Origin of the sequence: Bacteroides pyogenes DSM 20611 = JCM 6294, assembly GCF_000428105.1 — a bacterium.
Classification (GTDB): domain Bacteria; phylum Bacteroidota; class Bacteroidia; order Bacteroidales; family Bacteroidaceae; genus Bacteroides; species Bacteroides pyogenes.
This window is the reverse complement of the sequence record NZ_ATZH01000009.1, coordinates 141,334-163,290: the sequence shown is the minus strand read 5'-3', so window position 1 is coordinate 163,290 and position 21,957 is coordinate 141,334. Positions and strand designations below refer to the sequence as shown.

General features: G+C 43.2%; 15 protein-coding genes and 1 tRNA gene. 4 read left to right on the top strand and 12 right to left on the bottom strand.

Going from position 1 to position 21,957, the window contains the following annotated elements:
- On the top strand, positions 1–266 hold a 266-nt coding region (locus C234_RS0102445), incomplete at its 5' end, for a transposase (RefSeq protein ID WP_027324468.1).
- Positions 267–372: 106 nt separating this feature from the next.
- Here the strand turns inward: C234_RS0102445 and C234_RS0102440 are convergent.
- The 10 genes from C234_RS0102440 to C234_RS0102395 form a co-directional block, all read right to left on the bottom strand.
- A complete protein-coding gene (locus C234_RS0102440; RefSeq protein ID WP_027324467.1) occupies positions 373–1,146 on the bottom strand; it encodes a radical SAM protein in 774 nt (257 codons plus the stop codon).
- 190 nt (positions 1,147–1,336) lie between these two features.
- Entirely contained in the window at positions 1,337–3,562 is a 2,226-nt protein-coding gene (locus tag C234_RS0102435; RefSeq protein ID WP_027324466.1) for a DUF5117 and DUF5118 domain-containing protein, read from the bottom strand.
- Between the two features lie 28 nt (positions 3,563–3,590).
- Positions 3,591–5,936 carry a zinc-dependent metalloprotease gene (locus C234_RS0102430; protein WP_027324465.1) on the bottom strand — a complete coding sequence of 782 codons (2,346 nt, stop codon included), beginning with the start codon at positions 5,934–5,936 and terminating at the stop codon, positions 3,591–3,593.
- Between the two features lie 15 nt (positions 5,937–5,951).
- A complete protein-coding gene (locus C234_RS0102425) occupies positions 5,952–7,589 on the bottom strand; it encodes a PKD-like family lipoprotein (RefSeq protein ID WP_027324464.1) in 1,638 nt (545 codons plus the stop codon).
- 18 nt (positions 7,590–7,607) lie between these two features.
- Positions 7,608–8,285, bottom strand: coding sequence for a DUF4843 domain-containing protein (locus C234_RS0102420; protein ID WP_027324463.1), 678 nt, complete (start codon positions 8,283–8,285; stop codon positions 7,608–7,610).
- A gap of 9 nt (positions 8,286–8,294) precedes the next feature.
- Entirely contained in the window at positions 8,295–9,821 is a 1,527-nt protein-coding gene (locus C234_RS0102415) for a RagB/SusD family nutrient uptake outer membrane protein (RefSeq protein WP_027324462.1), read from the bottom strand.
- A 16-nt stretch (positions 9,822–9,837) separates the two neighbouring features.
- The gene (locus C234_RS0102410; RefSeq protein WP_027324461.1) at positions 9,838–13,164 is read right to left on the bottom strand and encodes a SusC/RagA family TonB-linked outer membrane protein; all 3,327 of its coding nucleotides are present in this window, start codon (positions 13,162–13,164) and stop codon (positions 9,838–9,840) included.
- A 263-nt stretch (positions 13,165–13,427) separates the two neighbouring features.
- Complete coding sequence (locus tag C234_RS0102405; protein ID WP_244947323.1) at positions 13,428–14,591, bottom strand: FecR family protein; 1,164 nt, start codon at positions 14,589–14,591, stop codon at positions 13,428–13,430.
- A 44-nt stretch (positions 14,592–14,635) separates the two neighbouring features.
- Complete coding sequence (locus tag C234_RS0102400; protein WP_027324459.1) at positions 14,636–15,133, bottom strand: sigma-70 family RNA polymerase sigma factor; 498 nt, start codon at positions 15,131–15,133, stop codon at positions 14,636–14,638.
- Between the two features lie 50 nt (positions 15,134–15,183).
- Positions 15,184–17,220, bottom strand: coding sequence for a helix-hairpin-helix domain-containing protein (locus C234_RS0102395; RefSeq protein ID WP_027324458.1), 2,037 nt, complete (start codon positions 17,218–17,220; stop codon positions 15,184–15,186).
- Positions 17,221–17,806: 586 nt separating this feature from the next.
- On the opposite strand from C234_RS0102395, the gene C234_RS0102390 reads away from it, so the two are divergent.
- Positions 17,807–18,409: a DUF4294 domain-containing protein gene (locus C234_RS0102390; protein WP_051290127.1), complete on the top strand. Its 603-nt coding sequence runs from the start codon at positions 17,807–17,809 to the stop codon at positions 18,407–18,409.
- 4 nt (positions 18,410–18,413) lie between these two features.
- On the opposite strand, the gene C234_RS0102385 is transcribed toward C234_RS0102390, so the two are convergent.
- Positions 18,414–18,944, bottom strand: a complete 531-nt coding sequence (locus C234_RS0102385; RefSeq protein ID WP_027324456.1) for an RNA methyltransferase — start codon at positions 18,942–18,944, stop codon at positions 18,414–18,416.
- A 691-nt stretch (positions 18,945–19,635) separates the two neighbouring features.
- Here C234_RS0102385 and nadA point away from each other — a divergent pair.
- Positions 19,636–20,574, top strand: a complete 939-nt coding sequence (nadA, locus tag C234_RS0102380) for a quinolinate synthase NadA (protein WP_027324455.1) — start codon at positions 19,636–19,638, stop codon at positions 20,572–20,574.
- Between the two features lie 538 nt (positions 20,575–21,112).
- Positions 21,113–21,185: transfer RNA gene (locus C234_RS0102375), tRNA-Pro, on the top strand.
- 78 nt (positions 21,186–21,263) lie between these two features.
- Here C234_RS0102375 and C234_RS0102370 read toward each other — a convergent pair.
- On the bottom strand, positions 21,264–21,938 hold the full coding sequence (locus C234_RS0102370; RefSeq protein ID WP_027324454.1) for a hypothetical protein: 675 nt from the start codon (positions 21,936–21,938) through the stop codon (positions 21,264–21,266).
- Positions 21,939–21,957: the final 19 nt, after the last annotated feature.

Below are 21,957 nucleotides of genomic sequence, written 5' to 3'. Positions count from 1 at the left end.
ATTTGGCATTTTGGTGCGATGTTGCCATTGATGCCAAGTTAGAACCGTTTCGCAAATTTGTAAACACCATCAAAGCACATTGGTCTGGTATAGTCTCTTATTTTGAGAATAGAGGCGTTACCAATGGTGTGCTAGAAGGTATTAACTCTAAAATTCAACTGGCCAAAAGAAGAGCTAGGGGATACAGCAACGTAGACAACTTCATAAGAATGATCTACTACATGTCGGGTAAACTTGACATGGCCTACCCACACGATTCGTTATAGGGCCCGACATCTGATGAGGGAACACTCCCTTGAGAAAAAGTCTTTTGACAACATTTTCATTTTTTTCATAGTCTCCGTTCTTTATAGTTAAGCATTCACTCAGTAATCAATAAGAGGCCATGACCGGTATTCCCCCCTCCCTTACCAGTCGGGCAATCCTGTCGAGCTCTTCGCGGGAAGCTTTCTGCAAATCGTGGTCGGGAGTCTCACGGTCGATGGTATAAATCATCACTTCCCGTGGACGTATCTCTTTCACAGCTTCCAGCCATGGGAGAACAAACCCGTCCGACGTATTGTTCATGTCCCTGCCCTTATGGTTTCCTTTCAGAAACATAGTCTGAACAATGCAATTCCCCCTGAATGCTTTCATCCTTTCGATAACGGCGCGAACGGAATACTTTCCGTTGGGAACATCGAGCAGGCGGATATATTCTTCGTCCACCGTATCCAGCTTCAGAATATTGTTGTCTACCTTGTTCAACGCCTCGAACACGGCAGGACGGTCGATAAACGTAGCATTGCTCAACACGCTGACCTTCGCCTCAGGAAAATAGCGGTTACGGAGCGCAATGGTATCTTCGATGATTTCGGGGAAATGCGGATGCAGCGTCGGCTCTCCGTTCCCCGCAAAAGTTAGCACATCGGGCGCAGTTCCGTCCGCCTGCATCTCTTTCAACTTGGCTTCGAGCGCCTCGCGCACTTCTTCACGGGCGGGAAGAGGGCGGTGAGGACGATGTTCGGCATTCCATCCGCACTCACAATAAATGCAGTCGAACGAACAGACTTTGCCGTCTTCCGGCAGCAGGTTAATACCCAGAGATGTGCCCAAACGGCGGGAATGTACAGGCCCGAAAACGGGTGAAGGAAAAATAATGGCCATTGTATGGATGATTAGTAACAAGTTTTCGAACCGGTCGTTGCCGATTCGAAAACAAAGATAACCCAAAAACCATAAAAACGGCAGCGTATATCAAACTCTTTTTGTCTCTCATCCCACATAAAGAGATAATGAGAGAAAAACATATTCCATCGGCTTCACTGCAAGACGGCCATAACCCGGCGATTATCTTTCAGAAACATCCGTGAATCTTTCTGACAAAAAAGCCATACATATCGCGCACGTCAGGCTGATGGTGAGTCTTAGCCAAATCTTCCAACTTGCCGCAAAGGCGATGCAACTCGTATTCCAGAACTCTTGCGGAGCTATCATGAATCGTATTCTCTTTCAGACTGCGCAACTCTTTCAGATTATCCAGCCAGGTCTGTAAACACAACAACTGAATATCCATCTGTTCATAACTCACCGGCACGGATGGGGAGAAATCATTGAACAGCTCTCGATAAAGATCTTGAAAGAAATCCATATCACTATACCCTTCCTCCTGCAAAGCCTGAAAGCGGAGAGCCGACAATGTTTCTCCACTCAGCAAATGCTTGCATAATACGCTCAGTTCCGGATACAGAATCTTGCTTTTTGTTTCCAGCAGGTTTTCTTTTACATAGGCACATTCTACCTCCTCCGACGGATGAAACAGATACTTACCCAAGTCGGTCATTGCCCGGTGCTGCACCTCTGCCGGACGAAAACTGCCCACCGCCCCTGCAATATCCTTCAAATAAGTGGCATACAAACGAATCGCTTTTCTGTATATAGCAGCCAAGGCGCTGCCCCGATCGCGTTCTTTATTCTTGTATACCACCTTGTCAAGTTGCTTCAACACCTCCAGCAAATGTTCGACACCTATGGCACAAGCACCGGAAGGATCGGCACTCAAGTCGCCCTTTTTGGATATTCTCTTGTCTGATGGACGGAATAAGCGGATACGGTCGGGCAATCCTTCTATCCAACGCCGCAAATATTCCCTCTGCTCATAGCAGTTCTTGCCTTTCACAGGAGCATAACCAAAGTAAATAGCCCGATAATCGTCTTCCCCTATTTTTAGAGGCATCCCTTTTCCCTCATACACATAATTATAGGGAAGAACATCCATTACGGAAGCCGTAAACCCGTATTGCTGTACCTTGTGTAAGTCTTTCAGCCAGTCGAGAGGATAAGCCGAACTGCCTGACAAGTTCTCTCCTAACCCCAGAAGAAATCCCACTTCGCGGATGATCTCGCTTTGCAGCAACTCCTTTTCCACCACTTTAGAGAAACGGTCGGCAAGCACACGCCGATCGGTAGCTCCACAGCTCAACAGATAATCATCCATCCTCTCTTGCAAGAATCCATGGCCCACGTTCAAACGGCATGAAAGAATTTCACCCGTGCGCGGATGGTTGGTCAGGGTTCCTTTTATTCCCGGCAATTTCAGGTCGTAAGCGATAAAAGCCCGCTGCTCTGCCGAGACCTTATTCTTATCCGAATATTCCACCCGCAGGGCATTGCGGATACCCGCCTTCCGAAACGCATCGTTCCAAGCCATCACACCATCTCTCACTGCCTGAAAATACTCTTTCGGAAATAAGGTATCGACATAGAACACAAGCGGTTTGGATAAGTCCCAACGAAGAATCAGAGAATCTTCAACCATGTCGTAAGGATTTTGAGAATAATCTTTAAAACGCAACGCCTGATAAGGAAATCTGTAATCGGCCAAACGAATGGAATCTTTCTTTAAAGGAAGCAGACGTATGACACAGGTCACTTCAAGCGGAAGACTTCCCTCAGGCAACATAACGGCAGAACTTGAAAAGACATATTGGCCTGCTTCACTTCCGTGATATCTCCTTATCGTAAAAGAAACTCCTTCATCAAACGGATGTATTTTGATAATCTCCGATAATTCGGGAACCAGAGAGCGGATGAAGTTATAATCATAGCTGAACCAACTATCGCCGTTCAAAAGGAAATCCGTTATCTCCATAATGGTTCCCCCGCCGGGAGAATAGGTAAGGATAGGGTATTTAACGCCGGGAAATTGCACGTTAGACAAAGAAAAAGATTGTCGGTACGTACTTTTTTCGTCCAATACACGCTCGGTGTAGAAGGGTTGCTGAAAACAAATCGTTCGCTTATCGGGCGAAGTGATACGTACCACGCCTAACCCCTTGACCGGACGGGATATCAAATCAAAACCCCGGTCTATCCCGGCATTGACTTCCACTTCCCTTTCCATATATTGACGAGGGATTTCCAAATAGACTTTCTTTCCTGATACATATACGGGAAACACACCGTCGATCTTTTTCATCCCATCAATAAAAAAACGTTCGAATGTTTGTAAAGTATCTTGTGCCTGCGCAAATGCGCCAACGCTCACCAACCATACAACAATCAGATATAATCCTTTCTTCATGATTTATTTTTCAAAATTTATTTCACCCTTAATATGGAATGTTCCGTATAAGCGCCTGAACCCGCTTTCTACTTAACGGATCGGCTGTATTCCCGCTGTAGAGTATAGCTTCTTCTTTTATTTTCTTCAATGCGCGTATAATGGAAACCAACAGCCGTGAAGAAGCGATGCCTCCCGGTTTGTCCGACAACCTCAGCAACCTCTCTGTATAAAGTGTCTGAATCTTATACTTCTCATCGCTCACAAGAGCGCTGCTTGCCCATTCACCGAAGAGTCCGCTGTGCATATACTGTAAAAACTCTTCGGCAGTCAACATATCCCCGCAAGCGTCTGCCGATTCATCCACCCTGCAAAGAGCATCCATCAGTTTGTTCAAAAGTTCTTTGTAAAAAGAATCGAATTCGTGTGCGGCATCTATCTCCAAAGGAACGGTAAGTTTCTCATCGAAAAGCCACATCGGGGGTTGCAAAACGTAAGTTTGTATAAAACGCATCACTTTGCGATTGTAGTCCGCTTTTTCGGGAATGTATACTGCTTTATCTTCGCTGCCTGCCACCCGCTTCCCTCCTAAATGGACATATACATGCTGCACCCAATTAAGAAAATGCTCCAGCATGGCATTGTAACGTCCCTGCAACACGTAGAGTGCGGTTTTATCGGCCGGCTTCCAAATCTCATGGCATTCGCAGAGAAGCTTCATGTTGTCTATGCCCTGCGCATTAAAAGCGACATGGTCATTGCCCAAGTCTTCGGCTTGCGCGCGCACATCGATTCCTCCTCCGAAATGCAACAAAGAATCTCGCAGTTTTTCCTTATTCCACAAATCTCTGTTCCGCTGTCGCTCGGCAGCATTCTTACCGGGGAAAATACGATATCCCCACTCTATGGCCCATTTGTCATATTCTCCCACACGAATACGTCTGTTGCTGAGATCTACCTTGTCATGAGGACGCAAGGCGTAATTAAAACGCACATAATCCATAATGGAGCTTCCTATTCCGTATAGGCTCAAAAAGTTATTATCGCGCAACTGCTCTATGGAGTAGTGGGAACTTGCCAGATAATTATGCTCCAATCCCAACGTGTGCCCTATTTCATGGGTCAAAACCAACTTGATCAATTCGCACTGCACAGAGTCGGGCAGCAGGATATTCCGAGCATCGGGGTCATTGGCCCCGCATTGTACGAAATACCATTTTTGGAGAATATTCAGTACACTGCTGAAAATACCGACATGACAACCGACGATCTCTCCCGACCGAGGTTCGCAGGGAGTGGGTCCGTAAGCATTGTTTTGACCGGATATTTTCCACGATATAAATGGATAGGCGGCGTCATACATGCAAAATTCAGGGTCTTCGGCAGCATCAGGTGCCAATCGAGCGTCTATAGCATTCTTAAATCCGGCTTTTTCGAAAGCCGGAGACCAGTCGCGTACCGCCTCCATCACACAATCGAGATACTTCTCGGGAATATTGCGGTCTATATAAAAGACAATAGGCTTTACCGGCTCTACCAGTTCCCCCTTCATGTATTTATCCACATCTTCGGGACGAACTTCCAACCTCCATCGCTTAATAAAAGACTTTCTTCGGGAAGGCTGATCGCCTTCGAAGCTTTCTTTGCTGAAACTGAAGTAACTTCCCGAATTGGCTGCAACAGGCTCCAGCGGCTTTTCAGGAAGCAATCCGATGCATACCCCTGTTTCCCAATTTCCCTTATATGAAGGAGAAGCCGGACGAGTGGAAGAAAACATCGAAGAATTTTCATAAGTTCTGGATATCTTAATCAGCAGACGATCATCATATCCTTTAACCTCTTCAATGCGATCCATACCTTTTACACGCATACCTATCATCAGGTCGAAAGATACAATATCAAGTGTAAACAGTGGAAAATCTTTCAACATATCTCCAATCTCCACCAAACTGCTCGCACTCCCCTTTGCCTTGACAGGTAAAACCTTATAAAGCCTATCACTCTCACTCTGCATCGCGATACGGGCATACGCCCCGGTAGAGTCTGCTATCGTCCGTTCGTGCCGCGGATCCATCATCCACAATTCATCGCCATGCTTGCGAAAGCTAAAGAAGACCGGGCCTATCATATCGCCCGAATATCCGAACTTTTTCTCCATATTGCGGTCGGGACGGGCGGGGGCGGTCAGAATAGCCGTCGTGATAACGAACTCCCGACCAATCAAAGAATCGGGAACTTCCCAATACATACGTTCACCACTGCGATAAGTGGTAAACATGCCGGGAGAGACATCGGGCGACAACTCTTTTTCAAAAAAATCAGTAATACCAGGCTGCCCGTACAAACATGTACAGGCAGCACAAAGCAGAATAATACAAGAAATTCTTTTCAGCATAAACACCCGCAAACACTATTCATAATTATAGGTGATATCGACAATCTTTCGAAACGGATGAGCAGTATCTTCATATACGCATTGGGCATTTTCCGAACGGGCCACATCCCCCGCTACCGTTAACTGCAATTCCACTACTATCGCTTTATCGGCGGTATTGATACCCAGTCCGACACATCTTCCCAGTTCTTCCTCTTCCTCCGAATCTTTAAATTTCAAACAGGAGATTTGCGCCGAAGGATCCGTTTCATACGAATAAAGCTCTGCCACCCTTCCACGGTCGAGATCAACACGATAAAGCGTATTGCCCGATGCCATAAACAGCATATTGGCAGTATAGGCATAAGAAGTAGCGAACTTTGCAGTAGCGGCATTTACTCCCGGCGGCAAAAGAACGGTATATTTAGCCGCACAAAGAGGATCCTCATCTCTTTCGCTGAATTTGAAAACGGTCAGCTCGTTTCCATGCGCGGTTGTGCCAACCGCATAGGCATAGCTTCCGTCACCCCCACCGGATATGATATCTTTTATTTCCAACGACGCATCAACGGCATCGGGATTAAACACGTTTTCAACCGTTGAATTTTGTCCTACCGGACGAAGTGCAAAAGGACGATCCATCCAAGCAGAACCGAATCTACGCACAAAGCTCGAAGAACGGGGAGTGCCCATAAAATTATTGGTTGAATAGGCAGACATCTTCAAGAAAGAATGATTGACCGGATCAAAAAAGAATAAATAACTTCCGGAAGCCCCATACGCCGAAATGGAAGGATATTCTTCCCCGCTCTTAACGGAATATGGAACGCAAAAGCCGTCCATATAAGCTAAATAAGCTTTACCGTCATTGACAAACAGTTCTCCATGAGTACTCATTTTGTAATTGTCTATTTTAATGGGCTTTCCCTGATTCACCGGTTCAAACAGTATCTTATCCGCCTGAAACTTCACAGACAAAGTGATTGGAGCCAAAACAGCCGCATCCTGACTTGTCACCAGTACCAATGCCGGATTGGCGGTAAATCCTAAAAAGGATAGCAGCCTGGAAGCTTGCTTGTTTCCATACTCTTTTCTGGCACTTACAGCCAAAGGTTTTCCCTCCAAAGGAAAACTTTTGTTTGCCTCCGACTTAAATACATCCGGATAAACATAGTATCCGGCAGGAGATCCTTCTATGGCTCCCAACACTCCTTTACCCTCCTGCTCCTGCAATACAAACCAGCAAGGATTCAAAGGCTTGATGATGGTAATCTGTCCTTTCTTATACCAATTCGTTCCGTTCACCTTATCGGTAACAACCAGCATCAAGCCGATATTTTCAGATTGGTAAGGCTCAACCGTTACTTTACATTCTTTCCCTACGGAAATCTCCTCGTAATCGGCAATATTATCCGAACCGGCTTTCACACCCTCCTTCGCTTTTCTCCATTGAAATATAAGGTTGGATTCGTTTTTCTCCAATGTTTGAGATATTTGAGGCGTTATCACAACCTCCAACGCCTCTTCCTTCGGCATGCGTACCTTAGTTTCAGGAAGAGTGACCTCAACCGTATTTACATCATGATAATCATAATTGCCTTTATCTTCGTAACAGCTTGTTTGCAACAACATCACTCCGATAAAACCCGAGATATATTTAATTAATGTTCTCATATACTGTTCTTTTTACTTTTATTCAAAACTGATTTCATCCCCTTTTTCATCCAAAATAGGCGGATTGCCCGCGTCTTTATAATTTTTATATGCTTCCACAACCTTGTCATAATCATCGTCTTGCATATCCTTCAAAGTGCATTCGCAAACATCCATCATAAACATGTATTTGGCGTCACTATATTCCTTCCAAATCCATTCTTCCCAATTTTCCGGTTTGAGATTCCACCGAACATTCAAATCCATCCGTTTTTTTTCTACCAATCCTTTATCAAATTGATGACGCGGATTATCCAAATCAAACTCTAAAAAACAGCCGTATACTTTTTTCCCCGATTTTACTTCAGGCCGGTTGATTTTATAATAAAAAGTCTGACAAACCGTATCAAGAGCAGTATATGTATATGTATCATCCAATACAATCTCTACCGACTTCTCATAATTACTGTTCGGAATGGATTTCAAACAGAACGCCCGCTGCTCTTTCAGAAAATCACCTTGTATTCTAACGACAAAGCTATCTGTTATATAGGGTGTTTTCTTCACATAATCGGTATCTACAAAACTCCGCATGTTCCAAGTCGCCACAAAATTAACACGGGGAGTCTGATTGTACAGTTCGATTTCATTCTCACTGCATCCGGCATACACGCCGCAAACAAAAAGGGCAAAAATAAAATATATAATGTGTTTCATAATGTTCCTTTATTTAGAATTGTTTCCAAAAAGATATTCGTTATCGGGCAATGGCATTTGGTAATGAGCTTCAGTCATATTATCCTCGCCACAACCGTAATAAGTGCTATAATAGTGTGCTTTGAAGAAGTAGAAAAGTTGTCCTTCACCGAAATACTCTTTTCTATACTCTTTCATAATTTCGTTGATTCGTTTAGTCTGATGCACATTATCCAACGAAGAAGCGTCGAGCTCGTCATAACCCGCAGTTACAATCTCGTCGTTATAAGAAATGCCCCGTGCAAAACGAACAGTATTCAAAGCTTTCACGCTCTCGGAAGGATCGGCAATACATTCAGCCAAGATGTAATACATTTCCGGAAGGCGAATCAAAGGAACAGCATCGGCCCCTATGTACTTATTCAAACTTTTTGAAATCAAAGGCTTTTGATTGTACTTCCTGCAAAACACATACACAGTACCCGCATCCTTACCTACTTCAAACATCTCAGGGTTTCTCCTCCAATCTGTATTTCCTGCTCCAGCTTTTTCGTAGAAGTAATTAAAGTTTTCTTCGAGCGTAGCAAAATGATCCTGCGGATTTGTGCTTTCCATTCCCATTTTGTTATTCACAAGCAGATTGGCGAATTCATTCACAGTAATGCCGAAAATCTGCTCTTCATAACGGATTGAGTTATAATTGGAAGCAGTCTGTGAAGTATACAAAGTGAAATAGTTGGAAGCATTGATTACTTCACGGGCATACTTTACTGCCAATTCTTTGCTTTCCCCATCGCCTTTATAGCAATAAACGCGTGCCAGCATGGCTTTTACCGCATACAAATTCATCCGGAATTCCCTATTCACAAGGAAATGATTCTTTTGTTCATAACCATTTGCATCATGATCGGTAAAAAAATCGCATGGGTCACTATTCACCAGTAAAGTTTCGGCTTCCTTCAAATCTTTCAGAAGAACTTCGACCACTTCATTCGCCGTAATAACAGGCGTGGCTTTCTTATTAAAAGAAGTACGATAAGGAATTGCCTTTTCCGCAGGATGTTCTTTATACACAGGTCCGAAGAGCCGTAACAAATCAAAGTGAAGAAATGCACGGAGTCCTAATGCTTCTCCTTTCATTGTTTCGTAGTACCTCTCCGTTTTCAATACATCTTTATTTTTATCGACATATTCCAAGAAATTATTGATATTGGCTATAATGTTATACATGCTCGAATAAATCCCGTTCTTCTTACCCAAAAAGCGGTTTTGATAATCGAATGTAATGCTTTGGTTGTATACAACATCCGAATCATATCCGGGATATACGGAATACAAGCCTGCAAGCTCGTCTAAATAAGCATAAGTCAAATCTCCGGCATATAGCTGGGTAGTTCCCAACTTAAGGTAAATACCGGTGAGCGCATCTTTAAATCCCGGTTCCGATTCAAATTGTTTATCAGTGGGGATAGACGTTTTCGGTTCTACATCCAACCAGTGGTTGCACGACGTAAGGCCAAGCAACATTATTATCAACGATACGTATAAATATTTCATACAACTATGCTTTAAATTAAAAACCGACATTCAAAGAAAAAGTAAACTGACGGGAGAAGGGGTAATGCAGACCTCTCTCGCGCTTGACTGACGATAGATAGAAGAAATCTTCCATATTGAACGCAACCTTGGCGGAACTCAGTCCCCATTGTTTTATAAATTTTGTGTTCGTACGATCCATACGATAGTAAACCGACAACGAACTGCCTTGAAACACATTTTCATCCATAATGAAACGGGAAGTGGCTTTCGTTCCCGAACCGGTGGTGTTGATCTCACGGAATTGAGATTTATCTCCGGGTCTCATCCAACGAAGTTGCGACACTCGACGATCAACATTATACCTCAGATCCGCATTCTCCACTTTATCCAGCAAAGTCTGATTATATACCTGGCCGCCGAATCGATACCTGAAGCTCACATCGGCACCCCATCCCATATAAGTAAAAGATGAATTTATATGACCTTGCCACTTAGGTTCTGTATTCCCGATGGGAACAACATCGTTGGCATTCCAATTGACAGCGCTCGTCATTTCGCCATTACGCTTCATTAAAATTTCATCGCCGGAAGCCGGATCGATACCCAAAGATCGAACCACCCAGATGCGATAAATAGACTCTCCCTCCTGATAGCGCGGTAACGGAGCGTCATTCAGCTTGCCGGAATTTATTTCGTTGATATGCCGCATGGCTTCCGAAATTTTCAACAGCTTATCGGTATTATGCGACCCGTTGAGAGATATCACCCAATACGACTGTTTCGACGGATTTCTATAAGGAATGGCAGAGAATGTGACTTCCCAACCTTTGTTTTCAAGTTTCCCTATATTTTCAGGATACTGCGGAAAACCTACGGAAGGCGCAAGGCTCACTTGAGTAATCATATTGTTCGTCACTTTCCGATAATATTCTATACGAGCCGTCAAACGACTGTCGAGCACACCCAGTTCCAAGGCAAGATTTGTGTTTTTAGTAGTCTGCCATTTCAAATCTTCATTGTGCATCGCCAAAATCTCCGAACCGGTGGCATCGGACGAATAATAAGGCAGCAGCAGATTTGCGTAAGTATAATATCCATGTGCCTGGTAAGGGTTAAAACCTTGCGAACCGGTTGTGCCATAAGTTCCTCGCAGAATAAAATCGGAAACGAAAGAGAAATCTTTCAAAAACGATTCTTTTTTCAGATCCCAACGGAGACCTGCCGACCAGAAAGGCGCCCAACGATTGTTTTTCCCGAATTCGGAAGAACCGTCCAGGCGAACATTGAAATCGAACGAATACTTATATTTATAAGAATATCCTCCGGCAATTACCCAGCCCAGACTGCGGCTTGTACTTTCCAGCCCGGTCACCTTCTCATTGTATTTCTTGCCGAACAATAAATTATCCATATTGTCGTTCGGGAATCCCGTGACATAATTTCCGTAACTTTCCATCCTATTTTCCAATACACTCATACGAGCATTGGCCGTAAGATAATGATCTTGCAGCTGTTTATTCCAACTTCCCGTGAAGTCTATTCCCCATCTTACCGATTCACTTTGGCTCCGTCGATAATCGCCTCGTAAGGTAGGATCCGTTATTCTGTCGAACGCAGTGTGCTGGGCCGGACGGAAAATATCACGGTGACCTACGCTCTTCGATAAAGAGAAAGCTCCTTCCAATCGCAAATCATCGGTAGCATAATACTCCACCTTGAAGAGTTCCCGCACCGTGAAGTTTTTGCTTTGATCTTTACTGTGAAAGGTAGTATTGTACATCGGATTCAAATAATTCGATATATCACCCAATCCTTTAAAGTTATCCAAATGTTTCAAAATCTCTCCATTTTCTCCATAAGGACGCAAATAAGGATTCAGGCGGGTGTACTCACCGAAACTTCCCCACGGAGACTCATTAGCTACCGAATTATCCAGTGTAATGCTATTTTTCAACAACACTTTTTTCAATCGGTACTGAAAATCGAGCGCACCCGTCAACACATCTCGCTTACTTTCTTTCATCACACCCGGAGAGCTATTGTAACCCACATACATACGGTAGCGCAAAGCCTCATCACCGCCTTCCAAAGTCAATGTATGGCGCTGTTGAAAAGATGTCTGCAAAGGTTTATCCAACCAATAAGTATCTACTCCCGACAGAACTTCGCGCAACTTCGATTGATATACTTCCCATTTCTCCACCGTCTCACCGCCGTAAGTGTAAAGTCCCGATTTAAGTTCCGCATCGAGTTTCTCTTTCGCGTTCATCAGATTATAGCCGGTAAGGTCTGGATTTTCCACACGCAGCTCACCGCCGTATGTTACCCAAATGCGGCCGGGTTTAGGTGTTTTACTTTCGATTACAATTACCCCATTCGCCGCACGCGAACCGTAAATAGCTGTAGCTGCCGCATCTTTCAGCAATACGATGGACGAAACGCGGTCGGGATCTAAATCGGCAAGAGTCTGTACAGTTATTTCAAACCCGTCCATAATAAGCAACGGTTGATTGGGATAGGTTTCATATTCTCCTTGTAAAGACAACACTTCACTGCTTGTAGCACTTAAATCCATGTTCGCTCCTCCCCGCATACGCATATCGGGCAGGTTATTCGGATTTGATCCATTGGATATATCCTCCATGATACGAAGTCCGGGGGCTACAGCCGACAGTGCTTTGGCTACATTCGTAGTACTGTATTTTTTCAGTTCTTCCCCTTTTATGGCAATCGCCGAACCGGTAAACCCTTCTTTTTTGCGGTTGAATATACCTGTAACAACAACTTCATCCAATACCTTCGTATCCGATTTCATGACGACGGACATACGGGACGAAGCATTCAGCACTTGCGTCTGCATACCTATATAAGAAAACTTTATCCAGCTGCCTTGAGGAACGTTGAACAATTTAAAGTTTCCATCATTGTCTGTAGTTGTCCGCAAAGAAGTTCCTTCTACCAAAACAGTTGCTCCAATAACAGGCAATCCGTCTTCTTCGGAAGATATCTTACCGATAACTTCCGAAAAATCTTTTTTAGAATCCTTTCTGGTGATATTGATAAATTGCCCTTCAATATGGTATTTAAGGGGATTTTTTCCTATAATGGCCACCAATGCCTCATCGATGGTAGCATTTTCTACTTTTCCGGTAGAAGTATACGAATTAATTTCGTCATAAATGAAAAGCACCTTGTAGCGGGATACTTTTTCTAAACGCTTAAAAATAGAAGGTAAGCGTTCATTTTTAAACTCCATCGTTATTTGCTTTTCTTTACCGGTTTGCGCTCCCAGATAGGATGAACAAGAAAAAAGAAAAAGCAAAAATAAAACAGTGATTTTTTGCGCTTGATTCTTTTTCATAAGCCTGAATAGTTAAATTTTATTTTATTCTTTTTATTTTATACGAAATTAAAAGAAAGATGGTTACCCTAAAAAACGCTATTTTCAGGAAAACTCAGAAAACTGTCATCATTTTCTACAATAAAGTTCACAGGCGATATTTTTCCGCTCCCTTTTATTCTTTGGGTAATTCAGGATGGAAAACTCATTCAACACGAGAAAACATGAGAAAATAGAAACAACTTTCAATCACTATCCAAGGTTTATGTGTTTCACATAAAAAATTATTCTATAATCAGTCTTCCCGACTCAAAATAAGCATGAATCTTTTCCATCCGGTTCAACAAATCGACTATATGATCAATCTCCCGGTTACGATTGGTGGAGAAGTGCATGCGCAAACCCATTATAGAAGCATTTCTGAATTCTATGTCAATGTTGTACCACCTCCCTATCTCTTTCATCATATCAGCCAGTGTGACATCATCAAAATAAAAGAATCCCTCTTTCCAATACAAATATGCCTCCGTATCTACTTCGGTCAATCGGTACGTTCCATCAGAAAAATATTGTATGCTTTGTTTGGGATTCATTTCGATGGTTTTACCCCCACAAGTATCTCTGACAGCTACTTTCCCTTCGATCAAAGTGACGCGAGCATCGGTCGAAGGATAGTTACAGACGTCGAATTCGGTACCCAGTACACGAATATCTATACGCCCGCTTTTCACAATAAAAGGACATTCGGTATTACGGGCAACTTTAAAATAAGCTTCTCCATTGAGCCAAACGACTCTTTCTTTTCCATTGAAAACAGTAGGATACGTAAACCGAGTGTCTGCATTCAGATAGACTTCGCTTCCGTCGGAAAGAATAACTTTGAATGTTCCTCCCCTGGGGATAGTCAGTTTATGCATCTCTACTCTTTTTTGCTCCACTTCCTTTCTTTGCTCCTTATGAACCAAGTAACTGATTTCGCCGGAAGATAATTCAGCAGGAGCAGATATTTTTTTGACAGCTGCCATCACAGGCTCTATCTCTTTTTCGCCTGCTATTTGCAAAGTCACCTGTGTAGAAGCAGAATGATCTGCCAGAAAAACTTCAATTTTATCGGGAACGGGAGAAGAAAAAAACAAACGTAAAACAAGAAGACCGGCCACAGAAGCCGCAACTCCCAAAGACACTGCCACCCATTTCATGCGTTTTGTTTTTCGAGATGAACGCTTGCGATGAAAGTCAGATAATTCTTTCGCGATATCCAGTTTTAATGCATCTCTCTCTCGCTGCATGTACATTGTGATTTCCGCAACGTCACAACAAAGTTGCATGCATTCATCCTCATTTTTCAGGCTTTCGAGTTGCTCTGAAGTAATATGAGAAGCGTTTTCCATCATCTGCAAAGCTTCTTCTTCCGGTCCGGTTATATGTATTTTGTTATCGTTCATCATCAAATTTGTACTATTTCTATATCATATACGATTTAACCCCTGTTTCAGTTACCTTTTTCATTAAGCTCTTTTCGGAGAATACGCAATGCCTTCACAATATTCTTATGAATGGCTGCCACGCTTACATTCAAACTTTCGGCTACTTCTTTGTATTTTTTATTGTGAATGTAACACTCTTCCAGAATATGACAATTGTAAGGAGTAAGTTTTTCCATCGCTTTCCTGAGCGACTTGATACGCTCATCCGACTTATGCCTGTCGGCTTCTATGATCTTACCCGCAAGCTGCGAAGCAAATTCCACATACTTCTCATGAATCTGTTGCTTACGGAGAAAATCTATGCAACGTGTGCGTATGATAGTATAAAGATAAGTTTTTGCAGTATTTTCCTCTATCTTGTCGAAGTTACGCCATAAATATTCGAAAGCATCGCTCACAATGTCCTTGCATACTTCTCCGTCGTTTATAAAATAGTAAGCAAAATATACCATTTGCGCATACCATTCATTAAACATACGGTCAAAAGATGCTTTATTGTCCATCGATTTGCTTATTTTCCTTTATTTTTATTACATCGAACCGCAAATATAGCTTAAAACTTCATACGTAACTGCATCTGCAGGTCGGCTTTTTTGTTTCCGCAGATCAAATCATTGCCCGAACCTATTTCGCGACGGTCGCGATAGATGGTTTCGCCGAACTTCGCTATCAGCATCCAATGCTCATTCAGGTCGTAGCGCAAATGAGCGGTCCACCGCATGCCACGCCCCTGAAAGGAAGGAGTATGGAATGTATAAAGCAACCCTTTTTCGGCAATATACACCCGCGAATCGTAATCGCCGGTACAAAAATAGCTGCCCTGAACCTGCGCTTTCAAAGCCAACCAAGGCAAACGATAAGAGAGCATTTGCGATAGTTGGTATCCGACGGAAGCAGTTTCTCCCTTGATGTGGAAATGAACATAATCCATTGTCGTGCGGCATGAAACCGATTCTGAAGGGTGGCAATCCAACCGATAGCGAAGCTGATGGCGAAATACGGGTTGCGTAACATTTCCGCCCGTTCCCGTCGCATCCCGTTCTTTTTGTTTATAACGGTATCGGAGATACATAGTGAGATACTTCCGTGCCGAGAAAGTTGCCTGAAACAGTCCGTCGGCTCCGGCAGAAGGTTTGCTGATCCGGTACTTCTTCCACGGAAACCGGAACAGATCGAACGAAGCGAAGAAATTCCAACGGCGGAACGGAGCGGTTTCCACTGCCAGATAACAGCCGTTTTCATTCTCTACGCTGTTTCCTTCGGAAAACGAACGGGCAAACATCGCCCAATAGTCGTAAGCATAGTAGCGATGAATGAACATCAGTTTTGTTCCTTGCGCCGGAGAATATTCCAAACGATTGAGCGAAGCCCAACCCTGTTTTCCCATCGCCGTTTCGCCCTGAACAGAAAAACGATGGAAGCGACAAGCATAATCCATCCCCAGATTATAGAACCTCCGTCCGTGCAGACTATAGCGTGAATAGCCTGTTAATAACGGTTCATAACTCCGGTTGAAAAAGTAGTAAACCCCGCTTATACCCAGCTTTATACGGTGTTGTTCATAACTTACGTTTCCTCCCGCCGACTGCAAGGCGAAAGCGTCTTTCTTCTCCGCCTCTTTCCGGCTGCGGTGCAGGCCCGTTCTATATATGGAAGTAATGACGCCGTTCTCAACCGTACCGTCAATCAATCGATGCGAATAAAAAGCCGATACATTCCATCTGTCGGAAAGAGAAAGCGTGGCAGCCGCTCCCCTGAAGTAGTTTACTTCGTCGGTGGAGGCATGTCTGCGGATACCCTGCCCAACGGTCTGACCGGAAAAAGCATACGCCGTCTTCCCCGTCAGGTATCCGGAACCGAGCACAAGCCCCTGCCCGAAACTTATGCGATAGTTGCCCAATGCCAATGCTTTCAGGCGTCCGCAGCGACGAAGAAAAACATAAAACGAATAATAATCGTATCCCCTCCCGTTGTGTAAAGCTCCGAAAGGCTCTCCAGCATCTTTCTCGGCAGTCATTCCCGCATACAGATTGTCCCGATAACGAAATACGTATTTCAAAGAGTTATAAACAGAAGGCCCGAGGTAAGCATGTTCATAACCTTTTCGTTTATAAAACGGTATATCCAAACGAATTAAGCCCTCATGCACACCATATTTCAGACTGTTTTTCAACATGCTTTTCCACCGGAAATCTTCCCGATTGTTGATATCTCTCACACAGACGAAAGGCAGCAGATATTCGATTGTTCTGCGGTCGAACCCATCCACCAATTGCAGTTCGTAAACAGTCTGCATCGGTCCGTTTATATAAATATAAGCCAACAGATTTTCTATTTGGAGATCGGTTAAAAAAGGAAACTGCCGGAGCTGATCGCGGGTAGCCGTATTCATATCAAGCGGTTCCCGAATCCGGTGGGAAAGCTCTTCCAGTTCATCTTCCCAATCGGGTTCTTCAACATCGTTATTAACAGACGATTCTTCGATTATATCTTCCAAAACACGTTCTGAAGGTGTTTGAGCGTTACAAACGGAAGTTATCAACACACTGTTCATAATACTTATCAACCATATCAGCCGATTTCTTTTCATGCAGTAGATTCGTTTTTTTCAAGGTCAACAATTAATTTGCGGTGCAAAAATAAATGAAGTACGACCAACTGCAAGCAAAGAATATATTTTTTAGAAGCCAAAGAATGAAATTTCTTCAAACCTTGCAGGTAGCTCTTCCTTTTTTAATCACAAGCAGGTTATATCCATCGGTAAAGAGTAAATCTCATCCCAAAGCATTAGTATTTTCATAGCATCCTATACATATATAGGCATCAGTGGTGAGTATATATACTCAGCGTGGTGGATATATATGCCCAGCGCGATAGATATATATGGCTACCACGGTGGATATATATGAATAACGAAACAGCTCTATATGATGATTACATATACCTCTCATACACCAATAAAACCAATAAAAAACAGTAAGTTGAAAATCAAAAACAAACGTTTTTACGGAATGCAACCACTCCTGAGAATAAAGCTGAATATCAATATTTCCGTATTTCTATTCCGTAAGAACTCCGGGATAGAAAAATCAATACCGGCAGTTTAAATAAGTTAATGAGCCTGAGAAAAAACAATCAAAGCTGATTATCAACAAATAATATTCTATTTTTGTAGGGTGAAGAAATATCTGTCCATAGCCATCCTATGGTTGTCGGTCGCCTTACTTTGCCCCGGCGTGCAGGCGCAGGAACAACAGCCCATCCGCGGATACCTCGTTCCGATGTGTATTTACGAAGGGGATACGATACCGTGCGTACAACTGAAGACAGTGTACATCTTCCGCCCGCTCTCGTTCAAAAGCGAAAAGGAACGGATTGAATATTACCGGCTGGTGAGAAACGTGAAAAAAGTATATCCCATTTCCAAAGAGGTGAACCGGGCTATCATCGAAACTTATGAATACCTGCAAACGTTACCCAATGAAAAAGCTCGCAACAAACACATCAAACGAGTGGAAAAAGGACTGAAAGAACAATATACCCCGCAAATGAAAAAACTCTCTTTTTCGCAGGGAAAACTGTTGATAAAGCTGATAGACCGACAAAGCCACCAAACCAGTTACGAACTGGTAAAAGCATTCATGGGACCTTTCAAGGCAGGATTTTACCAGACATTCGCCGCCCTGTTCGGCGCCAGCCTGAAGAAGGAATACGATCCCGAAGGGGAAGACAGGATGGTGGAACGAATCGTATTGCAGGTGGAAAGCGGGCAATTATGATTTCTCATAGACTCAATTTCCCGAACAAATCCCAAATCACAATGCCTGCGGTAACCGATACATTCAACGAATGCTTCGTGCCGTATTGAGGAATCTCGATGCAACCGTCGGAATGGTCGATAACTTCCTGCTGAACGCCTTTCACTTCGTTTCCCATCACAACGGCATACTTTTTCGATCTGTCGAGCTCCAGATCGTTCAACATCACGCTTCCTTCAGCTTGCTCCACAGAGTAAACCGTGTATCCTTCGCGACGAAGGTTATCAACAACTTCAACAGTGTTATCAACATGTTTCCAATCGACCGTGAACTCAGCCCCCAAAGCCGTTTTATGCATTTCGGGATGCGGAGGAACAGCCGTTATACCGCACAGATACACACATTCGATACGAAACGCGTCGGATGTGCGAAACACCGAACCGATATTGTGCATGCTTCGTACATTGTCCAACACAATCACCAAAGGCAACTTATCAACCGTTTTAAACTCTTCCGCACTGATGCGGTTCAATTCTGTTATTTTCAGCTTTCTCATTTTACAACCACCTTTTAATCTTCCGTCAATCAACAAACCTTATACAGAATAAGAAAAACAGGATCATTTGTTTTCAACACCCGGAAACCTTATTCCATACAATAAGGATGCAAACAAGTATTAAACAAACGATTATCTTCATCATCTTCTTCCACGAAAAACGTTCACGATGAAAAAGAATGCTTTTCTATCGTATGAAGTTATTCGTTCGTCACAATGCAATCACTGCCGCAAAGGTAACTCTTTTCTGTTAACACAAGTGTTTATAACGGTTGAAAACCTGTCGAAACTATCGGCAAAGATTTTTAAAAACAATAGTTGCTTTATTCAAAATAAAATATAATAGAAATAGGCTATGAACATTCCAAAAAAATAACCTGCAATTTTTGACGAATACATAAACACATTTTTCAGCATTCACCTGCCTGTTTATATCCGTAAAGTTTTTAACTTTGCATATTATCAACAAGAGGTGAATAGAAACTTCTCATTTCTGTAAAGTTTGATGATAATGAAACATATAACAGTAACAAATGAGAAAACAAAGCTGTTGATAATATACTCGTAAACCGGAAGTATGGACTAATAACTTATTTTGCAAGAAAAACGGAAAATAGTTTCTAACACTATTAACAGGCTATCATCACCAACAAAGATTTTTTTAAAAAAAAGAAAGAAAAAGAATATTATTATGAATGAACTCATAAAGAAAATACAGAAGCTGAAAGAAGAGAAGAATGCCATCATTCTGGCGCATTACTACCAGAAAGGAGAAATACAGGACATAGCCGACTTTGTGGGCGACAGTCTGGCATTGGCTCAATGGGCTGCCCGCACGAAAGCGGACATTATCGTGATGTGCGGTGTTCATTTTATGGGTGAAACGGCAAAAATACTTTGTCCGGACAAGAAAGTGTTGGTTCCCGATCTGAATGCGGGCTGCTCGTTGGCAGACAGTTGTCCGGCGGATGAGTTTGCCAAGTTCGTCGAAGCGCATCCGGGATACACGGTTGTTTCATACGTCAATACCACGGCTGCCGTGAAGGCGGTGACCGATGTGGTAGTGACTTCCACCAATGCCCGGCAGATAGTGGAAAGTTTCCCGAAAGACGAAAAGATTATTTTCGCTCCCGACCGCAATCTGGGTAACTATATCAATTCCATTACCGGGCGTGATATGCTCGTTTGGGACGGAGCCTGCCATGTGCACGAACAGTTTTCCGTAGAAAAGATCGTGGAATTGAAAGCGAAGTATCCCGAAGCTTTGGTGTTAGCTCATCCCGAATGTAAAAGTGCGGTGCTGAAGCTTGCCGATTTCGTAGGATCTACCGCTGCCCTGTTGAAATATGCCATCCGCCATCCCGAAAACACGTATATCGTAGCTACGGAATCGGGTATTCTGCATGAGATGCGTAAGCAGTGTCCGCAGACGGAGTTTATTCCCGCTCCTCCCGACGACAGCACTTGCGCTTGCAACGAATGCAGTTTTATGCGATTGAATACGTTGGAAAAACTCTACGAATGTCTCAAAAACGAATCTCCTGAAATTACCGTAGATCCGGAAGTCTCCGCAAAAGCCGTAAAACCTATCCATCGGATGCTGGAGATTTCGGAAAAGCTGGGATTGTAATTTAGAGTATGCGATGCATGCGATTGTTCGCTTAAGAAATCCTTTGGTTTACCGGTGAAATGGTAGTTCATCGTCAACCAGGCGCTTACACGCACCTCCATCGCCTTGCAGCTACTGGTAAAATAGTGACTCCTCGTCGGTAGGTTTTGATTATATACCTTTTATATAATCGTACTGACAGTCGGCGTTAAGGGATGATGAGCCTGTTGCAAAGGACTTTGAATATATCTTTTATACAATCGTACCGACAGTTTTCTGAAGTTGATACAGAAAACATAGCAGTTCGATACGGCAAACTTCAGGAGTGTGTTTGCCACCTGTCCGGTTGGTATTTTTTCTGTAAAAATGAAACTCTGCTTCCGGATAACAGCCTGTTGTTTGTTGTTTCAACCGTTTTTTGTCGATGAATAGCCAAAGTCGGTTGAATCAAAAAATGAAGAATATTGTTTGATATAACAAAATTAGTTCCTATCTTTGCAGCCGAAAACGTTATCGGACATCGATGTGTGTCGAAAACGGTGATTTTTTATCTGATAATCGGAATGTAGCGCAGTTGGTAGCGCACTACGTTCGGGACGTAGGGGTCGGGCGTTCGAGTCGCCTCATTCCGACTCAAAAGCTCAACTTGCTATAAGTTGGGCTTTTTTGTTTCTATAGCTCTTTCACAGGCTTTGCATATTTGGGGGTTATTAATAAAAAAGTTCCGTTGTCATTTTATGGTATGGGGTGACTCTTTTGAGAAGGGCGCTGACCTCGAAGGTCCCTCGATAAGCGGAAACCGACCATTTTATTTCCGGGAACCAAACGCTCTGCCCTTCCGCATGAACTTCGAAATCCGCCTTCACTTTTCTTTTTATTGTGTCAAGTACGGAAAAGCAAATATATCCGCCCTTCATTTCGTTGGCATACGTGAGTATTTTCCTTTTTCTGATTGATTTGGGAAGTTTGTTCGTATCGGCGTATTGATAGATCTGGATCTGGTGCTCTACCGAAATATTGTAAAATTTATCCAGAATCCTCTTCTTCAGACGGAATTCGTCCTCTCGGATGTTCCGGAGCGGATATTCCTTTCCGATTTCGGGCCAGCCTTTTTGCGAGCACTGGATGTCGAATACATATAAACCCTTTTTCTCGGAATATACGGGTATCATGAGCCCGAAGGTAAAGGTATCCTTTTTATAGCTCCAAAATGCCCTCTGGTCCGGTTCAAATAAGTTTCCGGAGAACCCGCCTTTCATCCTTTCCCCGTCTATCGTGCACTCCGCACGCCCCGGACCGTTTATTTTTCCTTCTTTGCGAGAGCACGCCCAAAAACCGGTTATCAGCAAAAGGAAAAAAAAATATATTGCACTTGTATTCTTCATATATATAATTTTTATTTTA

What these genes read in the sequence shown, in the direction of transcription:
- C234_RS0102430 (WP_027324465.1), bottom strand. Translation starts at nt 5,936, where the DNA reads ATGCTGAAAAGAATTTCTTGTATTATTCTGCTTTGTGCTGCCTGTACA.
- C234_RS0102415 (WP_027324462.1), bottom strand. Translation starts at nt 9,821, where the DNA reads ATGAAATATTTATACGTATCGTTGATAATAATGTTGCTTGGCCTTACG.
- C234_RS0102385 (WP_027324456.1), bottom strand. Translation starts at nt 18,944, where the DNA reads ATGAGAAAGCTGAAAATAACAGAATTGAACCGCATCAGTGCGGAAGAG.
- C234_RS0102435 (WP_027324466.1), bottom strand. Translation starts at nt 3,562, where the DNA reads ATGAAGAAAGGATTATATCTGATTGTTGTATGGTTGGTGAGCGTTGGC.
- C234_RS0102405 (WP_244947323.1), bottom strand. Translation starts at nt 14,591, where the DNA reads ATGATGAACGATAACAAAATACATATAACCGGACCGGAAGAAGAAGCT.
- C234_RS0102440 (WP_027324467.1), bottom strand. Translation starts at nt 1,146, where the DNA reads ATGGCCATTATTTTTCCTTCACCCGTTTTCGGGCCTGTACATTCCCGC.
- C234_RS0102400 (WP_027324459.1), bottom strand. Translation starts at nt 15,133, where the DNA reads ATGGACAATAAAGCATCTTTTGACCGTATGTTTAATGAATGGTATGCG.
- C234_RS0102420 (WP_027324463.1), bottom strand. Translation starts at nt 8,285, where the DNA reads ATGAAACACATTATATATTTTATTTTTGCCCTTTTTGTTTGCGGCGTG.
- nadA (WP_027324455.1), top strand. Translation starts at nt 19,636, where the DNA reads ATGAATGAACTCATAAAGAAAATACAGAAGCTGAAAGAAGAGAAGAAT.
- C234_RS0102410 (WP_027324461.1), bottom strand. Translation starts at nt 13,164, where the DNA reads ATGAAAAAGAATCAAGCGCAAAAAATCACTGTTTTATTTTTGCTTTTT.
- C234_RS0102370 (WP_027324454.1), bottom strand. Translation starts at nt 21,938, where the DNA reads ATGAAGAATACAAGTGCAATATATTTTTTTTTCCTTTTGCTGATAACC.
- C234_RS0102395 (WP_027324458.1), bottom strand. Translation starts at nt 17,220, where the DNA reads ATGAAAAGAAATCGGCTGATATGGTTGATAAGTATTATGAACAGTGTG.
- C234_RS0102425 (WP_027324464.1), bottom strand. Translation starts at nt 7,589, where the DNA reads ATGAGAACATTAATTAAATATATCTCGGGTTTTATCGGAGTGATGTTG.